This window comes from Citrobacter sp. Cf116 (genome assembly GCF_030336505.1).
GTDB lineage: Bacteria > Pseudomonadota > Gammaproteobacteria > Enterobacterales > Enterobacteriaceae > Citrobacter > Citrobacter freundii.
In genome coordinates, this window is sequence record NZ_JAOWEQ010000034.1 from 672,749 (window position 1) to 690,868 (window position 18,120).

18 protein-coding genes are annotated in these 18,120 nt (G+C 54.0%); 5 read left to right on the forward strand and 13 right to left on the reverse strand.

Features of this window, described 5'->3' with window-relative positions:
- Positions 1–4 precede the first annotated feature (4 nt).
- Entirely contained in the window at positions 5–580 is a 576-nt protein-coding gene (gene dolP / locus OGV74_RS08595; protein ID WP_003024954.1) for a division/outer membrane stress-associated lipid-binding lipoprotein, read from the forward strand.
- 93 nt (positions 581–673) lie between these two features.
- Here the strand turns inward: dolP and OGV74_RS08600 are convergent, their stop codons facing one another.
- Complete coding sequence (locus OGV74_RS08600) at positions 674–1,309, reverse strand: NAD(P)H-binding protein (RefSeq protein ID WP_003024957.1); 636 nt, start codon at positions 1,307–1,309, stop codon at positions 674–676.
- A gap of 37 nt (positions 1,310–1,346) precedes the next feature.
- Positions 1,347–1,775 (reverse strand): YhbP family protein, encoded by a 429-nt coding sequence (locus OGV74_RS08605; protein WP_003024960.1) that lies wholly within the window; start codon positions 1,773–1,775, stop codon positions 1,347–1,349.
- 43 nt (positions 1,776–1,818) lie between these two features.
- Between OGV74_RS08605 and OGV74_RS08610 the strand changes: the two genes are divergently transcribed.
- Positions 1,819–2,127, forward strand: coding sequence for a GIY-YIG nuclease family protein (locus OGV74_RS08610; RefSeq protein ID WP_086504605.1), 309 nt, complete (start codon positions 1,819–1,821; stop codon positions 2,125–2,127).
- Here OGV74_RS08610 and OGV74_RS08615 read toward each other — a convergent pair.
- Both OGV74_RS08615 and ubiT read right to left on the reverse strand, forming a co-directional pair.
- Complete coding sequence (locus OGV74_RS08615; RefSeq protein WP_003024966.1) at positions 2,114–2,617, reverse strand: GNAT family N-acetyltransferase; 504 nt, start codon at positions 2,615–2,617, stop codon at positions 2,114–2,116. The genes OGV74_RS08610 and OGV74_RS08615 overlap by 14 nt on opposite strands.
- Positions 2,611–3,135 carry a ubiquinone anaerobic biosynthesis accessory factor UbiT gene (gene ubiT, locus OGV74_RS08620; RefSeq protein WP_003024968.1) on the reverse strand — a complete coding sequence of 175 codons (525 nt, stop codon included), beginning with the start codon at positions 3,133–3,135 and terminating at the stop codon, positions 2,611–2,613. The genes OGV74_RS08615 and ubiT overlap by 7 nt, the downstream gene beginning before the upstream one ends.
- Positions 3,136–3,355: 220 nt before the next feature.
- Between ubiT and ubiU the strand changes: the two genes are divergently transcribed.
- The 3 genes from ubiU (at position 3,356) to OGV74_RS08635 (ending at position 6,422) form a co-directional block, all read left to right on the forward strand.
- Positions 3,356–4,351, forward strand: coding sequence for a ubiquinone anaerobic biosynthesis protein UbiU (gene ubiU / locus OGV74_RS08625; protein WP_003024971.1), 996 nt, complete (start codon positions 3,356–3,358; stop codon positions 4,349–4,351).
- 8 nt (positions 4,352–4,359) lie between these two features.
- On the forward strand, positions 4,360–5,238 hold the full coding sequence (locus OGV74_RS08630; protein WP_003024974.1) for a U32 family peptidase: 879 nt from the start codon (positions 4,360–4,362) through the stop codon (positions 5,236–5,238).
- A gap of 176 nt (positions 5,239–5,414) precedes the next feature.
- The gene (locus OGV74_RS08635; RefSeq protein WP_003024976.1) at positions 5,415–6,422 is read left to right on the forward strand and encodes a luciferase-like monooxygenase; all 1,008 of its coding nucleotides are present in this window, start codon (positions 5,415–5,417) and stop codon (positions 6,420–6,422) included.
- An 87-nt stretch (positions 6,423–6,509) separates the two neighbouring features.
- On the opposite strand, the gene mtr is transcribed toward OGV74_RS08635, so the two are convergent.
- From mtr to infB, 9 genes are all read right to left on the reverse strand, one after another.
- On the reverse strand, positions 6,510–7,754 hold the full coding sequence (mtr, locus tag OGV74_RS08640) for a tryptophan permease (protein ID WP_032950309.1): 1,245 nt from the start codon (positions 7,752–7,754) through the stop codon (positions 6,510–6,512).
- A gap of 145 nt (positions 7,755–7,899) precedes the next feature.
- Positions 7,900–9,828, reverse strand: a complete 1,929-nt coding sequence (locus OGV74_RS08645; RefSeq protein ID WP_032950310.1) for a DEAD/DEAH family ATP-dependent RNA helicase — start codon at positions 9,826–9,828, stop codon at positions 7,900–7,902.
- Positions 9,821–9,901 (reverse strand): protein YrbN, encoded by an 81-nt coding sequence (gene yrbN / locus OGV74_RS08650; protein ID WP_010723222.1) that lies wholly within the window; start codon positions 9,899–9,901, stop codon positions 9,821–9,823. Before yrbN ends, OGV74_RS08645 begins: the two co-directional genes overlap by 8 nt.
- A 106-nt stretch (positions 9,902–10,007) precedes the next feature.
- Complete coding sequence (gene nlpI / locus OGV74_RS08655) at positions 10,008–10,892, reverse strand: lipoprotein NlpI (RefSeq protein ID WP_003024982.1); 885 nt, start codon at positions 10,890–10,892, stop codon at positions 10,008–10,010.
- A 109-nt stretch (positions 10,893–11,001) separates the two neighbouring features.
- Positions 11,002–13,134, reverse strand: coding sequence for a polyribonucleotide nucleotidyltransferase (gene pnp / locus OGV74_RS08660; RefSeq protein WP_003024984.1), 2,133 nt, complete (start codon positions 13,132–13,134; stop codon positions 11,002–11,004).
- Between the two features lie 246 nt (positions 13,135–13,380).
- Entirely contained in the window at positions 13,381–13,650 is a 270-nt protein-coding gene (gene rpsO / locus OGV74_RS08665) for a 30S ribosomal protein S15 (protein WP_000059465.1), read from the reverse strand.
- A 273-nt stretch (positions 13,651–13,923) separates the two neighbouring features.
- Positions 13,924–14,868 carry a tRNA pseudouridine(55) synthase TruB gene (gene truB, locus OGV74_RS08670; protein ID WP_003844848.1) on the reverse strand — a complete coding sequence of 315 codons (945 nt, stop codon included), beginning with the start codon at positions 14,866–14,868 and terminating at the stop codon, positions 13,924–13,926.
- A complete protein-coding gene (gene rbfA / locus OGV74_RS08675) occupies positions 14,868–15,272 on the reverse strand; it encodes a 30S ribosome-binding factor RbfA (RefSeq protein ID WP_003024988.1) in 405 nt (134 codons plus the stop codon). The genes truB and rbfA overlap by 1 nt, the downstream gene beginning before the upstream one ends.
- A 146-nt stretch (positions 15,273–15,418) precedes the next feature.
- Complete coding sequence (gene infB, locus OGV74_RS08680; RefSeq protein WP_003844847.1) at positions 15,419–18,109, reverse strand: translation initiation factor IF-2; 2,691 nt, start codon at positions 18,107–18,109, stop codon at positions 15,419–15,421.
- Positions 18,110–18,120 lie beyond the last annotated feature (11 nt).

The following is an 18,120-nucleotide window of genomic DNA, read 5'->3' on the forward strand; positions in this document are numbered from 1 at the left end:
ACACATGAAGGCATTTTCGCCGCTTGCTGTGATTATCGCTGCACTGCTGCTGCAAGGCTGTGTCGCTGCTGCCGTTGTCGGAACTGCTGCTGTCGGCACCAAAGCCGCGACGGATCCTCGCAGCGTCGGCACCCAGGTAGATGATGGAACCCTGGAATTACGCGTCAATACGGCGTTGTCGAAAGATGCCCAGATCAAGAAAGAAGCGCGAATCAACGTGAGCGCATATCAGGGTAAAGTGCTGCTGGTCGGTCAGTCGCCAAATAGCGAACTGTCTGCACGAGCAAAACAGATTGCGATGGGCGTAGAAGGTACGACTGAGGTCTTTAATGAGATCCGTCAGGGCCAGCCAATCGGTCTGGGCGATGCGTCCAACGATACCTGGATAACCACCAAAGTACGTTCCCAGTTACTGACCAGCGATCAGGTGAAATCCTCTAACGTGAAAGTCACGACCGAGAATGGAGAAGTGTTCCTGTTAGGTCTGGTGACCGAACGCGAAGCGAAGGCGGCGGCAGACATCGCCAGCCGGGTAAGCGGCGTGAAACGCGTCACGACGGCCTTTACGTTTATTAAGTAATACTGATGCCGGATAGCGACGCCTGAGCGTCTCATCCGGCCTACAGGACGTTATCGTTTGTAGGTCGGATAAGCGTCAGCGCCATCCGGCATTTTATTTAGCCCTTTCGCGTAACTCAGAAGAGGTCAGGATCGAAACCCCTTCATGCCCAGGCGCCAGCGCTTCTGCCAACATTGCCCGCGCAACATCGCGCGCTTCAATCGACTTCCAGTTACCCGGCAGCAGCCTGAACAACGGCGCTAAAAACATCTCATTCGCCCGCTGTTTGTCCCTATCACCCAGTAGCATTGAAGGCCGGGCAATGGTCAGCCGAGGCCAATTCTGCGCGATCAGCGCCTGCTCCATTTCACCTTTCACCCGGTTATAAAAAAACGGTGAATTGGCATTAGCGCCCATCGAACTCACCACCAGCATATGCTGTGCCCCCAGCCGACGCCCCGTCAGAGCTGTATCCACTACCAGCGTATAGTCAGCGTGGATAAATGCTTCTTTGCTGCCCGCTTCACGTCGGGTCGTTCCCAGACAACAAAAGACAATATCGACCGGATCGGTAACCTGCGCCAGAGCATCGGTTAGCTGCGGATCGTGGGGATTATAGATGCCAACCGTATCAGCCAGCGGTCGACGCGTCGGCGCCGTAATGGCATTGATCCGGGGTTCATTCAGTAGCATCCGCAATAAATGTCCACCCACCAGACCCGTTGCACCGGTTATTAACACCTGACTCATCGTTTATTTTCCCCTGACGCTTCAATCACTCTTTTAACTATAGATCACGTAGCCAGTGCATCTTTTTACCGAAGCCCAGCGTGTTGTCCGTGAATTTGACTTCATCCAGTCGAATCTCCCACACGGGCGCTGGCAACATTCTGGCGACGGGGAAACGGCGGTTGTAGGCGTTACGCGCGGCTTCACTCTCCTGCCCTTCAAGACGGCGAATCTCCCCCTTAAACTGCACGCCACGAATCAGGGCGACCGTTTTGGGCTGACCATTTACCGTGCCGGCAATCGGTGCACACGGTCCCGACATCTGCGCATGGCGCGTTTTATCTTCGGTCAGCACATAGAATGCCATCTTCTGCGCATCAAACAGGTAAAACGCATTGGCGCACCACAATTCACCTTCATGGTATACGCACCAGGTCACGACGTGCTGTTTTGCCAGCCAGCGAGACACCGCAGTCAGTGTTTCCATTTCTGTTCTCTTTTATACTGTAGGCCTGAAAATTATCACGTCGATGGTGACAATGACACCCTGGTATCTGTACCTGATCCGTACCGCTGACAACGCCTTATACACCGGAATTACCACCGATGTGCAGCGCCGCTATAAGCAGCATCAAAGTGGGAAAGGCGCGAAGGCGCTACGTGGAAAGGGGGAACTCACGTTGGCATTTGCGGCGCAAGTTGGCGACCGTTCGCTGGCCCTGCGCATAGAGTATCGCGTCAAACAGCTCACAAAGCGTCAGAAAGAGTGCCTTGTAGAAGGCGAAGGGCTTGAGGCTCTACTGAGCAGCCTGCAAGCCCCGGATGTTAAAAACGATTGAAGTGGTCGTGGTATTCCACCAGGCCCGTCACGCCCTCCAGCGCATCGTCCGCCAGGCGATGAACCTGGAACGCGCTTTCGGTGCCCGGCCAGCGGCAACGCAGGTCATGATGCGCTGCCAGCTCAAAGCCAAAGCGGCTGTACAGTGCCGGATCGCCCAGCGTAACCACCGCGGCGTAGCCAAACTCGTTCAGGGAATCGAGTCCTTCATAGACCAGTTGACGCGCCAGGCCCTGCCCCCGGTAGTTTTCATCCACCGCGAGCGGCGCCATGCCGACCCATTGCAGATCTTCACCCTGAACATCGACAGGGCTGAACGCGACGTAACCCACTACCTGACCTTCATCATCGGTAGCAACCAAACCCAGCGTTAAGAAACCATCTTCACGCAGGTCGTGCACTAATTTTGCTTCCGCATCGCTCTCAAATGAACGGCGCAGCAACGCATCAATACCAGGGGCATCAATGGGAATCTCAACTCGAATCAGCATGGCTCACCTACCGAGGTCTGTTTGGTTTCTGGCGACGTTTTCATCCCCGCCTCAACAAAATCCGCCAACTGCATCAGCATGACGCGCAACGCTTTAGGCATCTGCTCCAGTTCGATGGCATCCATCAGATTTTTTACGTATAGCCCTAATTCTGTATCACCTTCAATCACCAGGCGACGCTGGAAGAAAAGCGTATCCGGATCCTGCTTGCGGGCCACGATCATCAGGAGATCGCTGGCATCGGCGCTAAAACTCACATCCGCATCTGCATTCTGGCTGACGATAAGTTTATCGTTTTCAACAGAGGTATACCATTTGAGGTCAATGTCACGCACATGAATGCTCAGCCAGCGACCTTCGAGAAACTCCAGCTCCCCATCGGCCAGCGCCTGACTAAACTGCCAGCTCAGGACCTGCTCCAGAACCTGGCGCTTCAGCGCAAAGGGCGTCAGTTTAACCGGTACACTCATCAGAGAAGGACCTAAATGTACTAAGCGTGAACGCAGTTTATCCAACACGAGCTTTACTCCCTGTTTCAATAGTCCTGCTATTTTGCCATATCAAATAAACGACATAGCGGCATAAATCAACAATTCGCTACGAAATTGTTACCTCTTTATTGGTGTCACCAATACGACTTTAACTGCCTCAAATCAAAAATTGTCTCAGCAAGGTTAACTAAAATCCCTCTTCGTTAACATTTCTGCGCCCTACATGGCGCAACGTTCAGGATAAATTATGGAGCTGCTCTGCCCTGCCGGAAACCTCCCGGCGCTTAAGGCGGCCATCGAGAACGGCGCTGATGCTGTCTACATCGGGCTGAAAGATGATACCAACGCCCGTCATTTCGCCGGCCTTAATTTTACCGAGAAAAAATTGCAGGAAGCGGTGAGTTTCGTTCATCAACATCGCCGTAAGCTGCACATTGCGATTAACACCTTTGCGCACCCGGATGGTTACGCGCGCTGGCAGCGTGCCGTTGATATGGCTGCGCAACTGGGTGCAGACGCGCTGATCCTCGCCGACCTCGCCATGCTTGAGTATGCCGCAGAGCGCTACCCGCATATTGAGCGCCATGTCTCTGTTCAGGCATCTGCAACCAATGAAGAGGCGATTAATTTCTACCATCGCAACTTTGACGTCGCCCGCGTGGTTCTGCCGCGCGTGCTGTCTATTCATCAGGTGAAGCAGCTTGCTCGCGTCACGCCAGTTCCCCTGGAAGTGTTCGCCTTTGGCAGCCTGTGCATTATGGCGGAAGGCCGCTGCTATCTTTCGTCTTACCTGACGGGCGAATCTCCTAATACCGTCGGTGCCTGCTCCCCTGCCCGTTTTGTTCGCTGGCAGCAAACCCAACAAGGGCTGGAATCCCGTCTTAATGAAGTGCTGATCGATCGCTACCAGGATGGCGAAAACGCCGGGTATCCAACGCTGTGTAAAGGGCGCTACCTGGTGGATGGCGAGCGCTACCATGCGCTGGAAGAACCCACCAGCCTGAATACGCTGGAGCTGCTGCCGGAACTGCTGGCAGCCAATATTGCCTCGGTGAAAATCGAGGGACGTCAGCGCAGCCCGGCCTATGTCAGCCAGGTGGCGAAAGTGTGGCGTCAGGCAATCGACCGCTGTATGGCCGACCCGCAAAACTACGTCCCGCAGGCCGCGTGGATGGAAACGCTCGGTTCAATGTCCGAAGGCACACAGACCACGCTTGGCGCGTATCACCGTAAATGGCAGTGAGAGAAGCAATGAAATATTCCTTAGGGCCGGTGCTATGGTACTGGCCGAAAGAAACGTTGGAAGATTTTTATCAGCAGGCCGCCGTAAGCCAGGCCGACATTATCTATCTTGGCGAAGCGGTATGCAGTAAACGCCGTGCCACCAAAGTAAGCGACTGGCTGGATATGGCGAAATCACTCGCTGGCAGCGGTAAACAGGTGGTGCTGTCGACGCTGGCGCTGGTGCAGGCCTCTTCTGAGCTGGGAGAACTGAAGCGCTATGTTGAAAACGGCGACTTCCTGCTGGAAGCCAGCGATCTCGGGGTGGTAAACATGTGCGCCGAGCGTAAGCTGCCGTTTGTCGCCGGGCATGCGCTCAACTGCTACAACGCGGTAACCCTGCGTTTACTGCTCAAGCAGGGCATGACGCGCTGGTGTATGCCGGTAGAGTTATCCCGCGACTGGCTGGTAAACCTGCTCAACCAGTGTGATGAGCTGGGTATTCGCAATCAGTTTGAAGTCGAGGTACTGAGCTATGGGCATCTGCCGCTGGCATACTCCGCCCGATGCTTTACCGCACGCTCTGAAGATCGTCCAAAAGACGAATGTGAAACCTGCTGCATCAAATACCCGAACGGACGCGATGTGCTGTCGCAGGAGAATCAGCAGGTCTTTGTGCTCAACGGGATCCAGACCATGAGCGGCTATGTTTACAACCTCGGCAACGAGCTGACATCAATGCAGGGTCTGGTTGATATTGTGCGCCTGTCCCCCTCGGGCAGCGAAACATTCGCCATGCTTGATGCATTCCGCGCCAATGAAAATGGTACGGCCCCATTACCGCTTGCCGCCCACAGTGACTGCAACGGCTACTGGAAGCGACTGGCTGGTCTGGAGCTGCAGGCCTAGCCGGATGGCGGCAAATTGCCTTATCCGGCCTACAAATAGCGATCCCGTAGGCCCGATAAGCGCAGCGCCATCGGGCATTGTTTTTGCCGTCAGTCTCATAAAGCTCACTTTGTTAACAACGGTAATCAAATTTTAATGCAGTATTAAAAGATTAACCGGTAACAAAGTGAGCCGTTATGACTGACAAAACTATTCCGTTCTCGGTGCTGGATCTGGCGCCAATCCCTGAAGGATCTTCGGCAAAAGAGGCCTTCACGCACTCGCTTGATCTCGCCCGACTGGCTGAAAAGCGCGGCTACCACCGCTACTGGCTGGCGGAGCATCACAACATGGTCGGTATCGCCAGCGCGGCAACTTCAGTGCTGATTGGCTATCTGGCTGCCAATACCACCACGCTGCATCTCGGGTCTGGCGGCGTGATGCTGCCCAACCATTCGCCGCTGGTGATCGCCGAGCAGTTCGGTACCCTGAATACGCTGTATCCGGGACGCATCGATCTTGGGCTTGGCCGCGCGCCGGGGAGCGATCAGCCAACGATGCGTGCGCTGCGCCGCCATATGAGCGGTGATATCGATAACTTCCCTCGCGACGTCGCTGAACTGGTGGACTGGTTCGACGCCCGCGATCCTAACCCCCATGTACGCCCGGTTCCCGGCTACGGCGAGCAGATCCCGGTCTGGTTATTAGGCTCCAGCCTGTACAGCGCACAGTTGGCGGCCCAGCTCGGCCTGCCGTTTGCCTTCGCCTCGCATTTTGCTCCGGATATGCTGCATCAGGCGCTGCATCTGTATCGCACCCAGTTCAAACCCTCAGCGCGGCTGGCAAAGCCGTATGCGATGGTGTGCATCAACATCATTGCCGCTGACAGCAATCGCGACGCCGAGTTTCTTTTCACCTCGATGCAGCAGGCGTTTGTGAAACTGCGTCGTGGCGAAACCGGCCAGCTACCACCGCCGGTAGAGAATATGCATCAGCTGTGGTCCGCTTCTGAACAGTACGGCGTACAACAGGCGCTGAGCATGTCGCTGGTTGGTGATAAGGCGAAAGTGCGACACGGGCTGGAGGCTATCTTGCGTGAAACCCAGGCCGATGAAATTATGGTTAACGGCCAGATTTTTGATCATCAGGCACGTCTTCATTCGTTTGATTTGGCGATGGATGTGAAGCAGGAATTGTTGGGGTAGCGCGGTTTGTGCCGGATGGCGGCTACGCCTTATCCGGCCTAAACGGTACTGTAGGCCCGGTAAGCGTAGCGCTACCGGGCAACGGTTTTACTGATAGACCGGTAACAGATCCACGCTCGACAGAATATGGATAACCGCGTTGCCGATACCGAACACCAGGATCAGCGCAATCATCGGCTTACCGCCCCAGACACGGAATTTCGGGCTACCGAAACGCTCGCGGGATTTACGTGCCAGCAGCGCCGGAACAATGGCAGCCCAGATGGTTGCTGCGAGTCCTGCATAGCCAATGGCGTACAGGAAACCGTTCGGCCACAGCAGGCCACCGATAATTGGCGGGACAAACGTCAGCAATGCCGTTTTGAAACGTCCCATTGCCGAGTCATCAAAGCCAAACAGATCCGCCAGATAGTCAAACAGACCGAGCGTAACGCCGAGGAATGAACTCGCCACCGCAAAGTTGGAGAACACCACCAGCAGCAGATCCAGACTGCGGCTGTTTAGTACGCCGCTCAGCGCCTGTACCAGCACATCAATGTTACCGCCCTGTTGCGCAATACCGATAAACTCTGGACGCGGAATGTTGCCCATCGTTCCCAGCAACCATACGGTGTACAGCACCAGCGCCAGCAGCGTGCCGTACACCAGACACTTAACGATGGTCTTCGGATCTTTGCCGTAGTACTTCATCAGGCTCGGGACGTTGCCGTGATAGCCGAATGAAGCCAGACAAAACGGCAGCGTCATCAGCAGGTACGGCGTATACGAAGCGTTGCTCTGCGCCACGTTAAACAGTGTTGCGGGCTGCACGTGCCCCAGCAGGCTGCCGAAGGTCAGGAAAAAGGTAATCACCTTTGCGCCCAGCACAATCGCCGTCATGCGGCTAACCGCTTTGGTGCTTAACCACACCACAAATGCCACCAGCAGCGCAAAGCCAAGACCTGCCGCGCGTGCCGGAACATTCAGCGACATCTCGGAGAAAGTGTGATGCAGAATCGACCCGCTCGCTGAGATATAGGCGTAGGTCAGGATATAGAGAACGAAGGCGATCGAGATGCCGTTCACTACGTTCCAGCCTTTACCCAGCAGATCTTTCGTGATGGTGTCAAAGCTGGAACCAATGCGGTAATTGAGGTTAGCTTCGAGGATCATCAGTCCGGAATGCAGCATGCAGAACCAGGTGAAGATCAGCGCCGCCATTGACCAGAAAAACCACGCCCCGGACATGACCACTGGCAGAGAAAACATCCCCGCGCCAATAATGGTGCCGCCGATAATCACCACGCCGCCGAGCAGCGAAGGTGACGTTTGGGTGGTGGTTAGTGTTGCCATTTAGCCATCTCTCCAGTCATTTATATTGTGACTACATCTCAATGTGCTGCACTGTACCAGTACACGAGTACAAATGAAATAAAAAAAGCCCCGATTGTTGAGATCGGGGCTGTATATATTACTTTACGCTTTTATACCGTGAGGCTTATGCGTCACCGCCGAAACGACGACGACCAGCGGAGTCATCACGACGCGGAGCAGAAGAATCGTCACGACGCGGACCACGGTTGCCTTCACGACGTTCGCCGCTGAAACGACGACCATCGCCACGACCGCCTTCACGACGCTCACCGCTGAAATTACGACCTTCGCCACGACCGCCTTCACGACGCTCGCCGCTGAAACGGCCACCACCACGACGCTCACCACCGGTGTGCGGAACTGCATCGCCAACCAGCTGCATGTTCATCGGCTTGTTCAGGATGCGAGTACGGGTAAAGTGCTGCAGCACGTCGCCCGGCATACCTTTCGGCAGCTCAATGGTGGAGTGGGAAGCAAACAGCTTGATGTTACCGATGTAACGGCTGCTGATATCGCCTTCGTTAGCAATCGCGCCAACGATATGACGAACTTCAACACCGTCATCACGGCCCACTTCAATGCGGTACAGCTGCATGTCACCAACGTCACGACGTTCACGACGCGGACGATCTTCACCACCACGGTCATTACGGTCACGAGGGCCACGATCGTTACGATCGCGCGGACCACGGTCATCACGATCGCGGAATTCGCGTTTCGGACGCATTGGTGCATCTGGCGGCAGGATCAGCGGACGTTCGCCCTGAGCCATTTTCAGCAGTGCGGCTGCCAGCGTTTCGATATCCAGCTCTTCTTCCGGCTGCATTTTTGCCAGCAGAGCACGGTACTGATCCAGATCGCTGCTTTCCAGCTGCTGCTGTACTTTAGCGGCGAATTTTTCCAGACGGCGTTTGCTCAGCAGGTCTGCGTTCGGCAGTTCTACTTCCGGAATAGTCAGCTTCATGGTGCGTTCGATGTTACGCAGCAGACGACGCTCGCGGTTCTCAACGAACAGCAGCGCACGGCCAGCACGACCCGCACGACCGGTACGGCCGATACGGTGAACGTAAGACTCGGAATCCATCGGGATGTCGTAGTTAACAACCAGGCTGATACGCTCAACGTCCAGGCCACGGGCCGCAACGTCGGTAGCAATCAGGATATCCAGGCGGCCATCTTTCAGACGTTCCAGAGTCTGCTCACGCAGGGACTGGTTCATGTCACCGTTCAGTGCAGCGCTGCTATAACCGCTACGCTCCAGCGCTTCTGCCACTTCCAGGGTCGCATTTTTGGTACGAACGAAGATAATCGCCGCATCAAAATCTTCTGCTTCCAGGAAACGCACCAGCGCTTCATTTTTACGCATGCCCCAGACAGTCCAGTAGCTCTGGCTGATGTCAGGACGCGTGGTAACGCTGGACTGAATGCGTACTTCCTGCGGCTCTTTCATAAAGCGACGGGTAATACGACGAATCGCTTCCGGCATGGTTGCAGAGAACAGAGCGGTCTGATGACCTTCCGGGATCTGCGCCATGATGGTTTCAACGTCTTCGATGAAGCCCATACGCAGCATTTCGTCAGCTTCGTCCAGTACCAGACCGCTCAGTTTGGAGAGGTCCAGAGTACCGCGCTTCAGGTGATCCAGCAGACGGCCCGGCGTACCGACGACGATCTGTGGTCCCTGACGCAGGGCACGTAATTGCACGTCATAACGCTGGCCGCCGTACAGGGCAACCACGTTCACGCCGCGCATGTGTTTAGAGAAATCCGTCATGGCTTCTGCTACCTGAACCGCCAGTTCGCGGGTCGGTGCCAGCACCAGAATCTGAGGTGCCTTCAGCTCAGGATCAAGATTGTTGAGCAGCGGTAAAGAGAACGCTGCAGTTTTGCCGCTACCTGTCTGGGCCATACCCAGAACATCGCGGCCGCCCAGCAGATGCGGAATGCACTCTGCCTGGATTGGAGATGGTTTTTCGTAACCCAGATCGTTAAGGGCTTCAAGGATAGGAGCCTTCAGGCCCAGATCTGCAAAAGTGGTTTCGAATTCAGCCATGTAGTACGTGTGCCTCAAAATTAATGGCGGCCAGTCTACATAACTCATCATGAAATTGATCTGCAATTTTCATTGAAAAGTGTGAACCGGCTCAAAGTAGGTGTATTAACGAACAACAACGCCCTCACCCGTGAAGGTGATGGCAATCAAAAAAGATTACGGGCTGATGTGTACGTCAGCTATTGCTGGTCCGATTCTGCCAGGTCATCTTGGTCCTGGCCCAGGAGCGATAATTCCAACAATGCGTATCGGTGCTCAACAAAGTTATGAACGTTGTTAGCCACCGCCAGTTTGAACAATGCCGTAGCGTTGTCCAAATCCCCCAGACTTAGGTAGTACTTACCTAAATAGAAGTTGGTTTCACTGAGATGCTCAGCGAGCGAGGTGTTATCCGTTGCGTCCGCCTTCAGGCGTTCCATCAGCGTTGCTTCGCTAATGTTGCCCAGGTAGAACTCGACAATGTTCCATCCCCATTGCTCTTTATCCGATTTCTCAAAGCGTTGCTTCAACGCTTCTTTAGCCTGCTTCTCATCGAGCTTCTGCTCGGCAAGATAAAGCCACAGACTACGGAAAGGATCATTGGGATCGTCTTGATAAAACGCTAGCAGATCATCTTGCGCTAACTTGTCGCGACCGCCGTAATACAATGCGATACCGCGATTTAAGTGCGCGTAGTTGTAAGTTGGATCAAGCTCAAGTACAGAATCAAACGCTTCATAGGCAGCATCAAAATTGCCTGCCTGCGTTAAATATATACCTAAGTAATTGAATACTTCAGGCATATCTGGTCGGATTGCCAGCGCTTGTGAAAAATCATTTCGCGCCAGTGCCCTCAGACCGAGACTATCATACAACACTCCGCGCTCATATAAAAGCTGTGCGCGTTCGTCATCGGTTAAAGCCCGACTGGCAAGAATTTGTTCCATACGTGCCAGAATCACTTCCTGCTGCAAAGTCGGTTGCAATGGTACTGCGAGGACTTCACTCTTTCGCCAGGCGGAATTACTGCATCCAGCCAGCGTGAGTGCTGTCGCAACGAAACACCAGCGCAAAAAAGGCTTCATTTCCCACTCCCGAAGACAACGATTGAATGAACGTCCAGGTTCCCCGGTTGCTAACAAGGCATCCTGCCGGGTTAAAGGCCCTCCGCTTTCACGGAGGGCAATGGCAACCTTACTCGCCCTGGCTTGCCGGAGCTTCCGGTTCGCCTGCAGGCTGAGACTGCTCAGTTGCTTCTTTAATGCTCAGACGTACACGGCCCTGGCGATCAACTTCCAGAACTTTGACCGGTACTTCCTGGCCCATCTGCAGGTAGTCGGTCACTTTCTCAACGCGCTTATCAGCGATCTGAGAGATGTGTACCAGACCTTCTTTACCGCCACCGATGGCAACGAATGCGCCAAAGTCAACGATACGGGTCACTTTACCATTGTAGATACGGCCTACTTCGATCTCTGCGGTGATCTCTTCGATACGACGGATAGCATATTTCGCTTTTTCGCCGTCAGTCGCAGCAATCTTCACGGTACCATCATCTTCGATTTCAATGGTGGTGCCGGTTTCTTCGGTCAGAGCACGGATAACAGAACCGCCTTTACCGATAACGTCTTTGATCTTGTCCGGGCTGATCTTGATGGTGTGGATACGCGGAGCAAATTCAGAGATATCGCCACGCGGTGCGTTGATCGCTTGTTCCATCACACCCAGGATGTGCAGACGCGCACCTTTAGCCTGGTTCAGAGCAACCTGCATGATCTCTTTGGTGATACCTTCAATTTTGATATCCATCTGCAGTGCAGAGATACCGTCGCGGGAACCCGCCACTTTGAAGTCCATATCGCCCAGGTGGTCTTCGTCGCCCAGGATGTCAGACAGAACAACAAAGTTGTCGCCTTCTTTCACCAGACCCATCGCGATACCCGCAACGGCGGCTTTGATCGGCACGCCTGCATCCATCAGCGCCAGGGAAGCACCACATACGGAAGCCATGGAAGAAGAACCGTTAGATTCGGTGATTTCAGAAACCACACGCACGGTGTACGGGAATTTATCCAGTTCCGGCATTACTGCCAGTACGCCACGTTTCGCCAGACGGCCGTGACCAATCTCACGACGCTTCGGAGAACCGACCATACCGGTTTCACCTACGCAGTACGGAGGGAAGTTGTAGTGGAACAGGAAGTTGTCAGTGCGCTCGCCCATCAATTCGTCAAGGTTCTGCGCATCACGAGTGGTGCCCAGGGTCGCAGTAACCAGCGCCTGAGTTTCGCCACGGGTGAACAGTGCGGAGCCGTGGGTACGCGGCAGAACGCCAGTACGCACGTCCAGACCACGGATCATGTCTTTTTCACGGCCATCGATGCGCGGCTCGCCTGCCAGTACGCGGCTACGAACAACGTTTTTCTCGATAGCGTGCAGGATTTCACCCAGTTCGTTAGCGTCCAAGGTTTCGTCTTCAGCCACCAGAGTCGCGATGGTTTCAGATTTGATTACGTCAACCTGAGCATAACGCTCTTGTTTGTCGGTGATGCGGTAAGCATCGCTCAGGCGAGCTTCTGCCAGTGCGGCAACGCGTGCGTTCAGCGCTTCGTTGACGGCTTCTGGCTGCCAGTCCCAACGCGGTTTGCCAGCTTCTTTCGCCAGCTCGTTGATAGCCTGAATCACAACCTGCTGCTGTTCGTGACCGAACACAACAGCACCCAGCATCTGATCTTCGCTCAGCAGTTCTGCTTCGGATTCAACCATCAGTACGGCTGCTTCAGTACCCGCAACAACCAGGTCCAGCTTGCTTTCTTTCAGTTCGTCCTGAGTCGGGTTCAGTACGTACTGGTCATTGATGTAACCAACACGTGCAGCACCGATCGGGCCGTTGAATGGAATACCAGACAGAGTCAGCGCAGCAGATGCACCAATCATTGCCACGATGTCCGGGTTAACCTGCGGGTTAACGGAAACAACGGTCGCGATAACCTGAACTTCGTTAACGAAGCCTTCCGGGAACAGCGGGCGAACCGGGCGGTCAATCAGACGCGCGATCAGGGTTTCGCCTTCGCTCGGACGGCCTTCACGACGGAAGAAGCTACCCGGGATACGGCCAGCAGCGTAGGTACGCTCCTGATAGTTAACGGTCAGCGGGAAAAAGTCCTGGCCTGGTTTCGCTTTTTTCTGGCCAACAACGGTAACGAATACCGCGGTGTCATCCATGCTAACCATAACAGCGGCAGTCGCCTGACGCGCCATCATGCCGGTTTCCAGCGTAACGGTATGCTGACCGTACTGGAATTTACGAACGATCGGATTAAGCAAAATAATATCCTTTCTCTATTTTTTGACGGCACATTTTTGCGCCATCGTTAATACCCGATCTTCTGCGCATCCTCGCGACTAATGACAACCCTAACCCATAAGCATGAGTAAAGCCTCTCATTAGCCGCGCGAACCTCTGCAACGGAAGATCATTCTTAGCAACAATACATTAGTTTCCAGCGAATTGCTGCCATCTGCTGGAAAAAAGGGGCCATGAAGGCCCCCTCTTTCTGAAACTCGAAAGAATTAGCGACGCAGGCCCAGACGCTCGATCAGCGCGGTGTAACGTGCAACATCTTTACGTTTCAGGTAGTCGAGCAGTTTACGACGCTGAGAAACCATGCGCAGCAGACCACGACGGCTGTGGTGATCTTTTTTGTGCTCTGCAAAGTGACCCTGCAGGTGGTTAATCTGTGCAGTCAACAGAGCAACCTGAACATCGGTAGAACCGGTGTCGTTTGCATCACGACCAAACTCAGAAACGATTTTAGCGGTAGCTTCAGTACTTAGAGACATTTTAAAACTCCAAAGTGATAAGAATGAAAGGATGCCGATCTCTAATTCAGCTATCCCAGTGTATACACTTTATCCTTCAAACTGACTCTGCGTTGGCTGCGTCCGCTCACCTCAGTCACTTACTTAAGTAAGTGACTGAGGATTCTCAGACTTGCCGCCTTGATGCAGCTCGAATGATTTTGTGTATACGTCGCGTAGATTGTTAAACAATTTACGCGACGTTAAGCGGCAGTATTCTACTCGCAGCGCCCTTTTATCGCAAGACAGAGAGCGCTATGCAGGATACTCAACCACCAGGCGACGGGGGGCGACACGACCTTCATCGTCCATCTCCCCCATGCCAATAAACTTGCCGTCATCGCCTTCCGTCACGCGGACCAGCCCTTCCAGCGGCGCGCCTGATGTCCGTACCGGGTTACCATTTTTAAAGTAAACCGAGGATGTTAAAGGCAAATTAACAACAGGATAGTCCGATGCTGGACTGTCCATTGGCATCAGCAAAGGATCAAGCAGCTGTGCCGCCGGAATGTTCTGCAGCTCGGCCTGTTCAACCAGCTCACGCAGATGTTCCAGCGTCACCATTCGATCCACCGGATACTTGCTGACCGTCAAACGACGCAGATACGTGACGTGCGCGCCGCAGCCCAACTTCTCACCAAGATCGTCAACAATGGTGCGAATATAGGTGCCTTTGGAACAGTGAACTTCCAGCTCCAGTTCGTTACCTTCGTGACGGATAAACAGCAGCTCATAGACGGTAATCGGTCGCGCTTCACGCGGCACTTCAATACCCTGGCGCGCATATTCGTACAGCTTCTTACCCTGATACTTCAGCGCCGAATACATTGACGGGATCTGCTCGATATCGCCACGGAAAGTCTCCAGCGCGCTCGCCAGTTGTTCTGCGGTGAAGGTTACCGGACGTTCCTGCACGATTTGCCCATCGGCATCGGAAGTGTCTGTACGCTGGCCCAGACGGGCAACCACACGATAGCGTTTGTCAGAATCCAGCAAATACTGTGAAAACTTAGTCGCTTCACCGAGGCAGATTGGCAGCATGCCTGTCGCCAGCGGATCCAGTGCGCCGGTATGTCCCGCGCGGTTGGCATTGTAGATGCGTTTTACTTTTTGCAGTACATCATTGCTGGACATGCCCTGCGGCTTATCCAGCAGCAGGACACCGTGAATGTCGCGACCACGACGACGAGGACGACTCATCAGTCCTCCTTGCTGTCGTCCGCTGGGTTCACACGACGCTCATCGTCATGTTTCACCACGCTGGTCACCAGGTTGGACATGCGCATCCCTTCAACCAACGAGTTGTCGTAGAAGAAGGTCAGCTCAGGCACGATACGCAGACGCATGGCTTTACCCAGCAGAGAACGGATAAAACCAGAGGCTTCCTGCAGTGCTTTGATGCCGTTTTTCACAGCAGCTTCGTCCTGATCGTTGAGGAAAGTCACGAATACTTTGGCATATGCCAGATCACGAGACATCTCAACGCCCGATACGGTGGTCATCATACCAACACGCGGGTCTTTGATTTCGCGTTGCAGGATGAGTGCGATCTCTTTCTGCATCTCTTGCGCGACACGCTGCGGGCGACCAAATTCTTTCGCCATAATAAATTCTCCAGAATAAAGACAAAAAAGGGGCCATAAGCCCCTTTTTAAATTTCTTGCCGGGTGGCGCTTCGCTTACCCGGCCTACACCTAATCATCTTCTAAGGATTTTGGGCTGCAAATTGCGGCCCAAAAGACGACGAAGATTAAGCGATAGTACGTTGGATCTCGATGATCTCGAACACTTCGATCATATCGCCAACGCGAACGTCGTTGTAGTTCTTAACGCCGATACCACATTCCATGCCGTTACGGACTTCGTTAACGTCATCTTTGAAGCGACGCAGGGATTCCAGCTCGCCTTCATAGATAACCACGTTGTCGCGCAGAACGCGGATTGGGTTGTGACGTTTAATCGTGCCTTCGGTAACCATACAGCCTGCGATAGCGCCGAATTTCGGTGATTTGAACACATCACGAACTTCAGCCAGACCAATGATCTGCTGTTTCAGCTCCGGAGACAGCATGCCGCTCATCGCTGCTTTCACTTCGTCGATCAGATGATAGATGACGGAGTAGTAACGCAGATCCAGGCTTTCAGATTCGATAACTTTACGTGCAGAGGCATCAGCACGGACGTTGAAGCCAACCAGAATCGCGTTGGATGCCGCAGCCAGGGTCGCGTCGGTTTCGGTGATACCACCTACGCCAGAACCGATGATCTTCACTTTGACTTCGTCGGTAGACAGTTTCAGTAAAGAGTCGGAAATCGCTTCTACAGAACCCTGAACGTCAGCCTTCAGGACGACGTTCACTTCGTGAACTTCGCCTTCGGTCATGTTAGCGAACATGTTCTCGAGTTTAGATTTCTGCTGACGAGCCAGTTTAACTTCACGGAATTTGCCCTGACGATACAGTGCAACTTCACGGGCTTTCTTCTCGTCACGAACGACAGTAACTTCGTCACCTGCAGCCGGAACACCGGACAGACCGAGGATTTCCACCGGAATGGACGGACCTGCTTCCAGTACTTCCTGACCCAGTTCGTTACGCATAGCACGAACGCGACCGTATTCGAAGCCACACAGTACGATGTCGCCTTTGTGCAGCGTACCTTCACGCACCAGTACGGTAGCAACCGGACCACGACCTTTATCCAGGAAGGATTCGATAACCGCACCGCTCGCCATACCTTTACGCACAGCTTTCAGCTCCAGTACTTCGGCCTGCAGCAGGATAGCGTCCAGCAGCTCGTCGATACCGGTACCCGCTTTCGCAGAAACGTGAACGAATTGGCTCTCGCCGCCCCACTCTTCCGGCATGATGCCGTACTGGGACAGTTCGTTTTTAACGCGATCCGGATCCGCTTCTGGCTTATCGATTTTGTTGACTGCAACCACCACCGGCACACCCGCCGCTTTCGCGTGCTGGATAGCTTCGATGGTCTGTGGCATCACGCCGTCGTCTGCTGCAACAACCAGAACAACGATATCCGTTGCCTGAGCACCACGAGCACGCATGGAGGTAAACGCGGCGTGACCCGGGGTATCCAGGAAGGTGATCATACCGTTGTCAGTTTCAACGTGGTACGCACCGATGTGCTGAGTAATGCCGCCCGCTTCACCAGAAGCCACTTTCGTGGAACGAATGTAGTCCAGCAGGGAGGTTTTACCGTGGTCAACGTGACCCATGATGGTCACAACTGGTGCGCGCGGTTCAGCCGCAGCACCGGTGTCACGGTCGCTCATTACCGCTTCTTCCAGCTCGTTTTCACGACGCAGGATAACTTTGTGGCCCATCTCTTCGGCAACCAGCTGTGCGGTTTCCTGGTCGATGACCTGGTTAATGGTAGCCATTGCGCCCAGTTTCATCATCGCTTTGATGACCTGAGAGCCTTTAACTGCCATTTTGTTCGCCAGATCGCCAACGGTGATGGTTTCGCCGATCACAACGTCACGGTTAACGGCCTGAGCTGGCTTCTGGAAGCCCTGCTGCAGAGCGGAACCTTTACGCTGCTTACCGCCTTTACCGCCGCGAACCGCTGCACGTGCTTCCTCACGGTCAGCTTTAGATTCAGCGTGTTTGTTGCCTTTCTTCGCCGGACGCGCTGCTTTAGTGCTGCGAGTACGACCACGACCGCCTTCGACTTCACGATCGTTCTCGTCTTCAGCCTGGCGAGCATGCTGAGAAGTGGTGACGTGATAATCGCTGGTGTCTTCGACAGGTTCAACGTTATTCACACCATTTTTCTCGTTTTCTTCCGCCATACGGCGAGCTTCTTCCGCTACGCGGCGCGCTTCTTCTTCAAGCTTGCGACGTGCTTCTTCTTCCGCTTTACGCTTCAGTTCTGCGGCTTCATTTTCACGGCGGGCTTTTTCGGCCTGGGCGGTTTTAGTCATATCGTCGGTCTGTTGATTGCTCACTTTGTCTTTTTCCGCAGCTTCACGTTTCGCTTTATCAGCGGCTTCACGCTTAGCTTGTTCTGCGGCCTCACGTTCGGCTTTTTGTTGCGCCTCGCGTTTGGCAGCTTCTTCTGCCTCACGACGGGCTTGCTCTTCCGCTTCACGCTGCGCCTGCTCTTCCGCGGCAAGGCGTTCAGCCTCTTGCGGATCGCGTTTCACAAAGGTGCGTGTCTTGCGGACTTCGATTTGTACCGATTTGCTTTTTCCACCGGTACCTGGAATATTGAGAGTACTGCGCGTTTTACGCTGCAATGTCAACTTATCCGGCGCTGAGCCGTTTTCACGGTTCAAATGCGCCAGTAAGGTTTGTTTCTCTTGTGCGGACACAGAGTCGTCAGCAGACTTCGGGATACCGGCATCAGCAAATTGCTGTACCAGGCGATCCACGGAAGTCTGTATCTCTGCAGCCAGCGTTTTTACGGTTACATCTGTCATACTGTTCCTTC

Excerpts from the sequence above, each read along its gene's own strand:
- dolP (WP_003024954.1), top strand. The coding sequence starts at position 5 with ATGAAGGCATTTTCGCCGCTTGCTGTGATTATCGCTGCACTGCTGCTG.
- OGV74_RS08600 (WP_003024957.1), bottom strand. The coding sequence starts at position 1,309 with ATGAGTCAGGTGTTAATAACCGGTGCAACGGGTCTGGTGGGTGGACAT.
- OGV74_RS08605 (WP_003024960.1), bottom strand. The coding sequence starts at position 1,775 with ATGGAAACACTGACTGCGGTGTCTCGCTGGCTGGCAAAACAGCACGTC.
- OGV74_RS08610 (WP_086504605.1), top strand. The coding sequence starts at position 1,819 with ATGGTGACAATGACACCCTGGTATCTGTACCTGATCCGTACCGCTGAC.
- OGV74_RS08615 (WP_003024966.1), bottom strand. The coding sequence starts at position 2,617 with ATGCTGATTCGAGTTGAGATTCCCATTGATGCCCCTGGTATTGATGCG.
- ubiU (WP_003024971.1), top strand. The coding sequence starts at position 3,356 with ATGGAGCTGCTCTGCCCTGCCGGAAACCTCCCGGCGCTTAAGGCGGCC.
- OGV74_RS08630 (WP_003024974.1), top strand. The coding sequence starts at position 4,360 with ATGAAATATTCCTTAGGGCCGGTGCTATGGTACTGGCCGAAAGAAACG.
- OGV74_RS08635 (WP_003024976.1), top strand. The coding sequence starts at position 5,415 with ATGACTGACAAAACTATTCCGTTCTCGGTGCTGGATCTGGCGCCAATC.
- mtr (WP_032950309.1), bottom strand. The coding sequence starts at position 7,754 with ATGGCAACACTAACCACCACCCAAACGTCACCTTCGCTGCTCGGCGGC.
- OGV74_RS08645 (WP_032950310.1), bottom strand. The coding sequence starts at position 9,828 with ATGGCTGAATTCGAAACCACTTTTGCAGATCTGGGCCTGAAGGCTCCT.
- yrbN (WP_010723222.1), bottom strand. The coding sequence starts at position 9,901 with ATGAAAATTGCAGATCAATTTCATGATGAGTTATGTAGACTGGCCGCC.
- nlpI (WP_003024982.1), bottom strand. The coding sequence starts at position 10,892 with ATGAAGCCTTTTTTGCGCTGGTGTTTCGTTGCGACAGCACTCACGCTG.
- rpsO (WP_000059465.1), bottom strand. The coding sequence starts at position 13,650 with ATGTCTCTAAGTACTGAAGCTACCGCTAAAATCGTTTCTGAGTTTGGT.
- truB (WP_003844848.1), bottom strand. The coding sequence starts at position 14,868 with ATGAGTCGTCCTCGTCGTCGTGGTCGCGACATTCACGGTGTCCTGCTG.
- rbfA (WP_003024988.1), bottom strand. The coding sequence starts at position 15,272 with ATGGCGAAAGAATTTGGTCGCCCGCAGCGTGTCGCGCAAGAGATGCAG.
- infB (WP_003844847.1), bottom strand. The coding sequence starts at position 18,109 with ATGACAGATGTAACCGTAAAAACGCTGGCTGCAGAGATACAGACTTCC.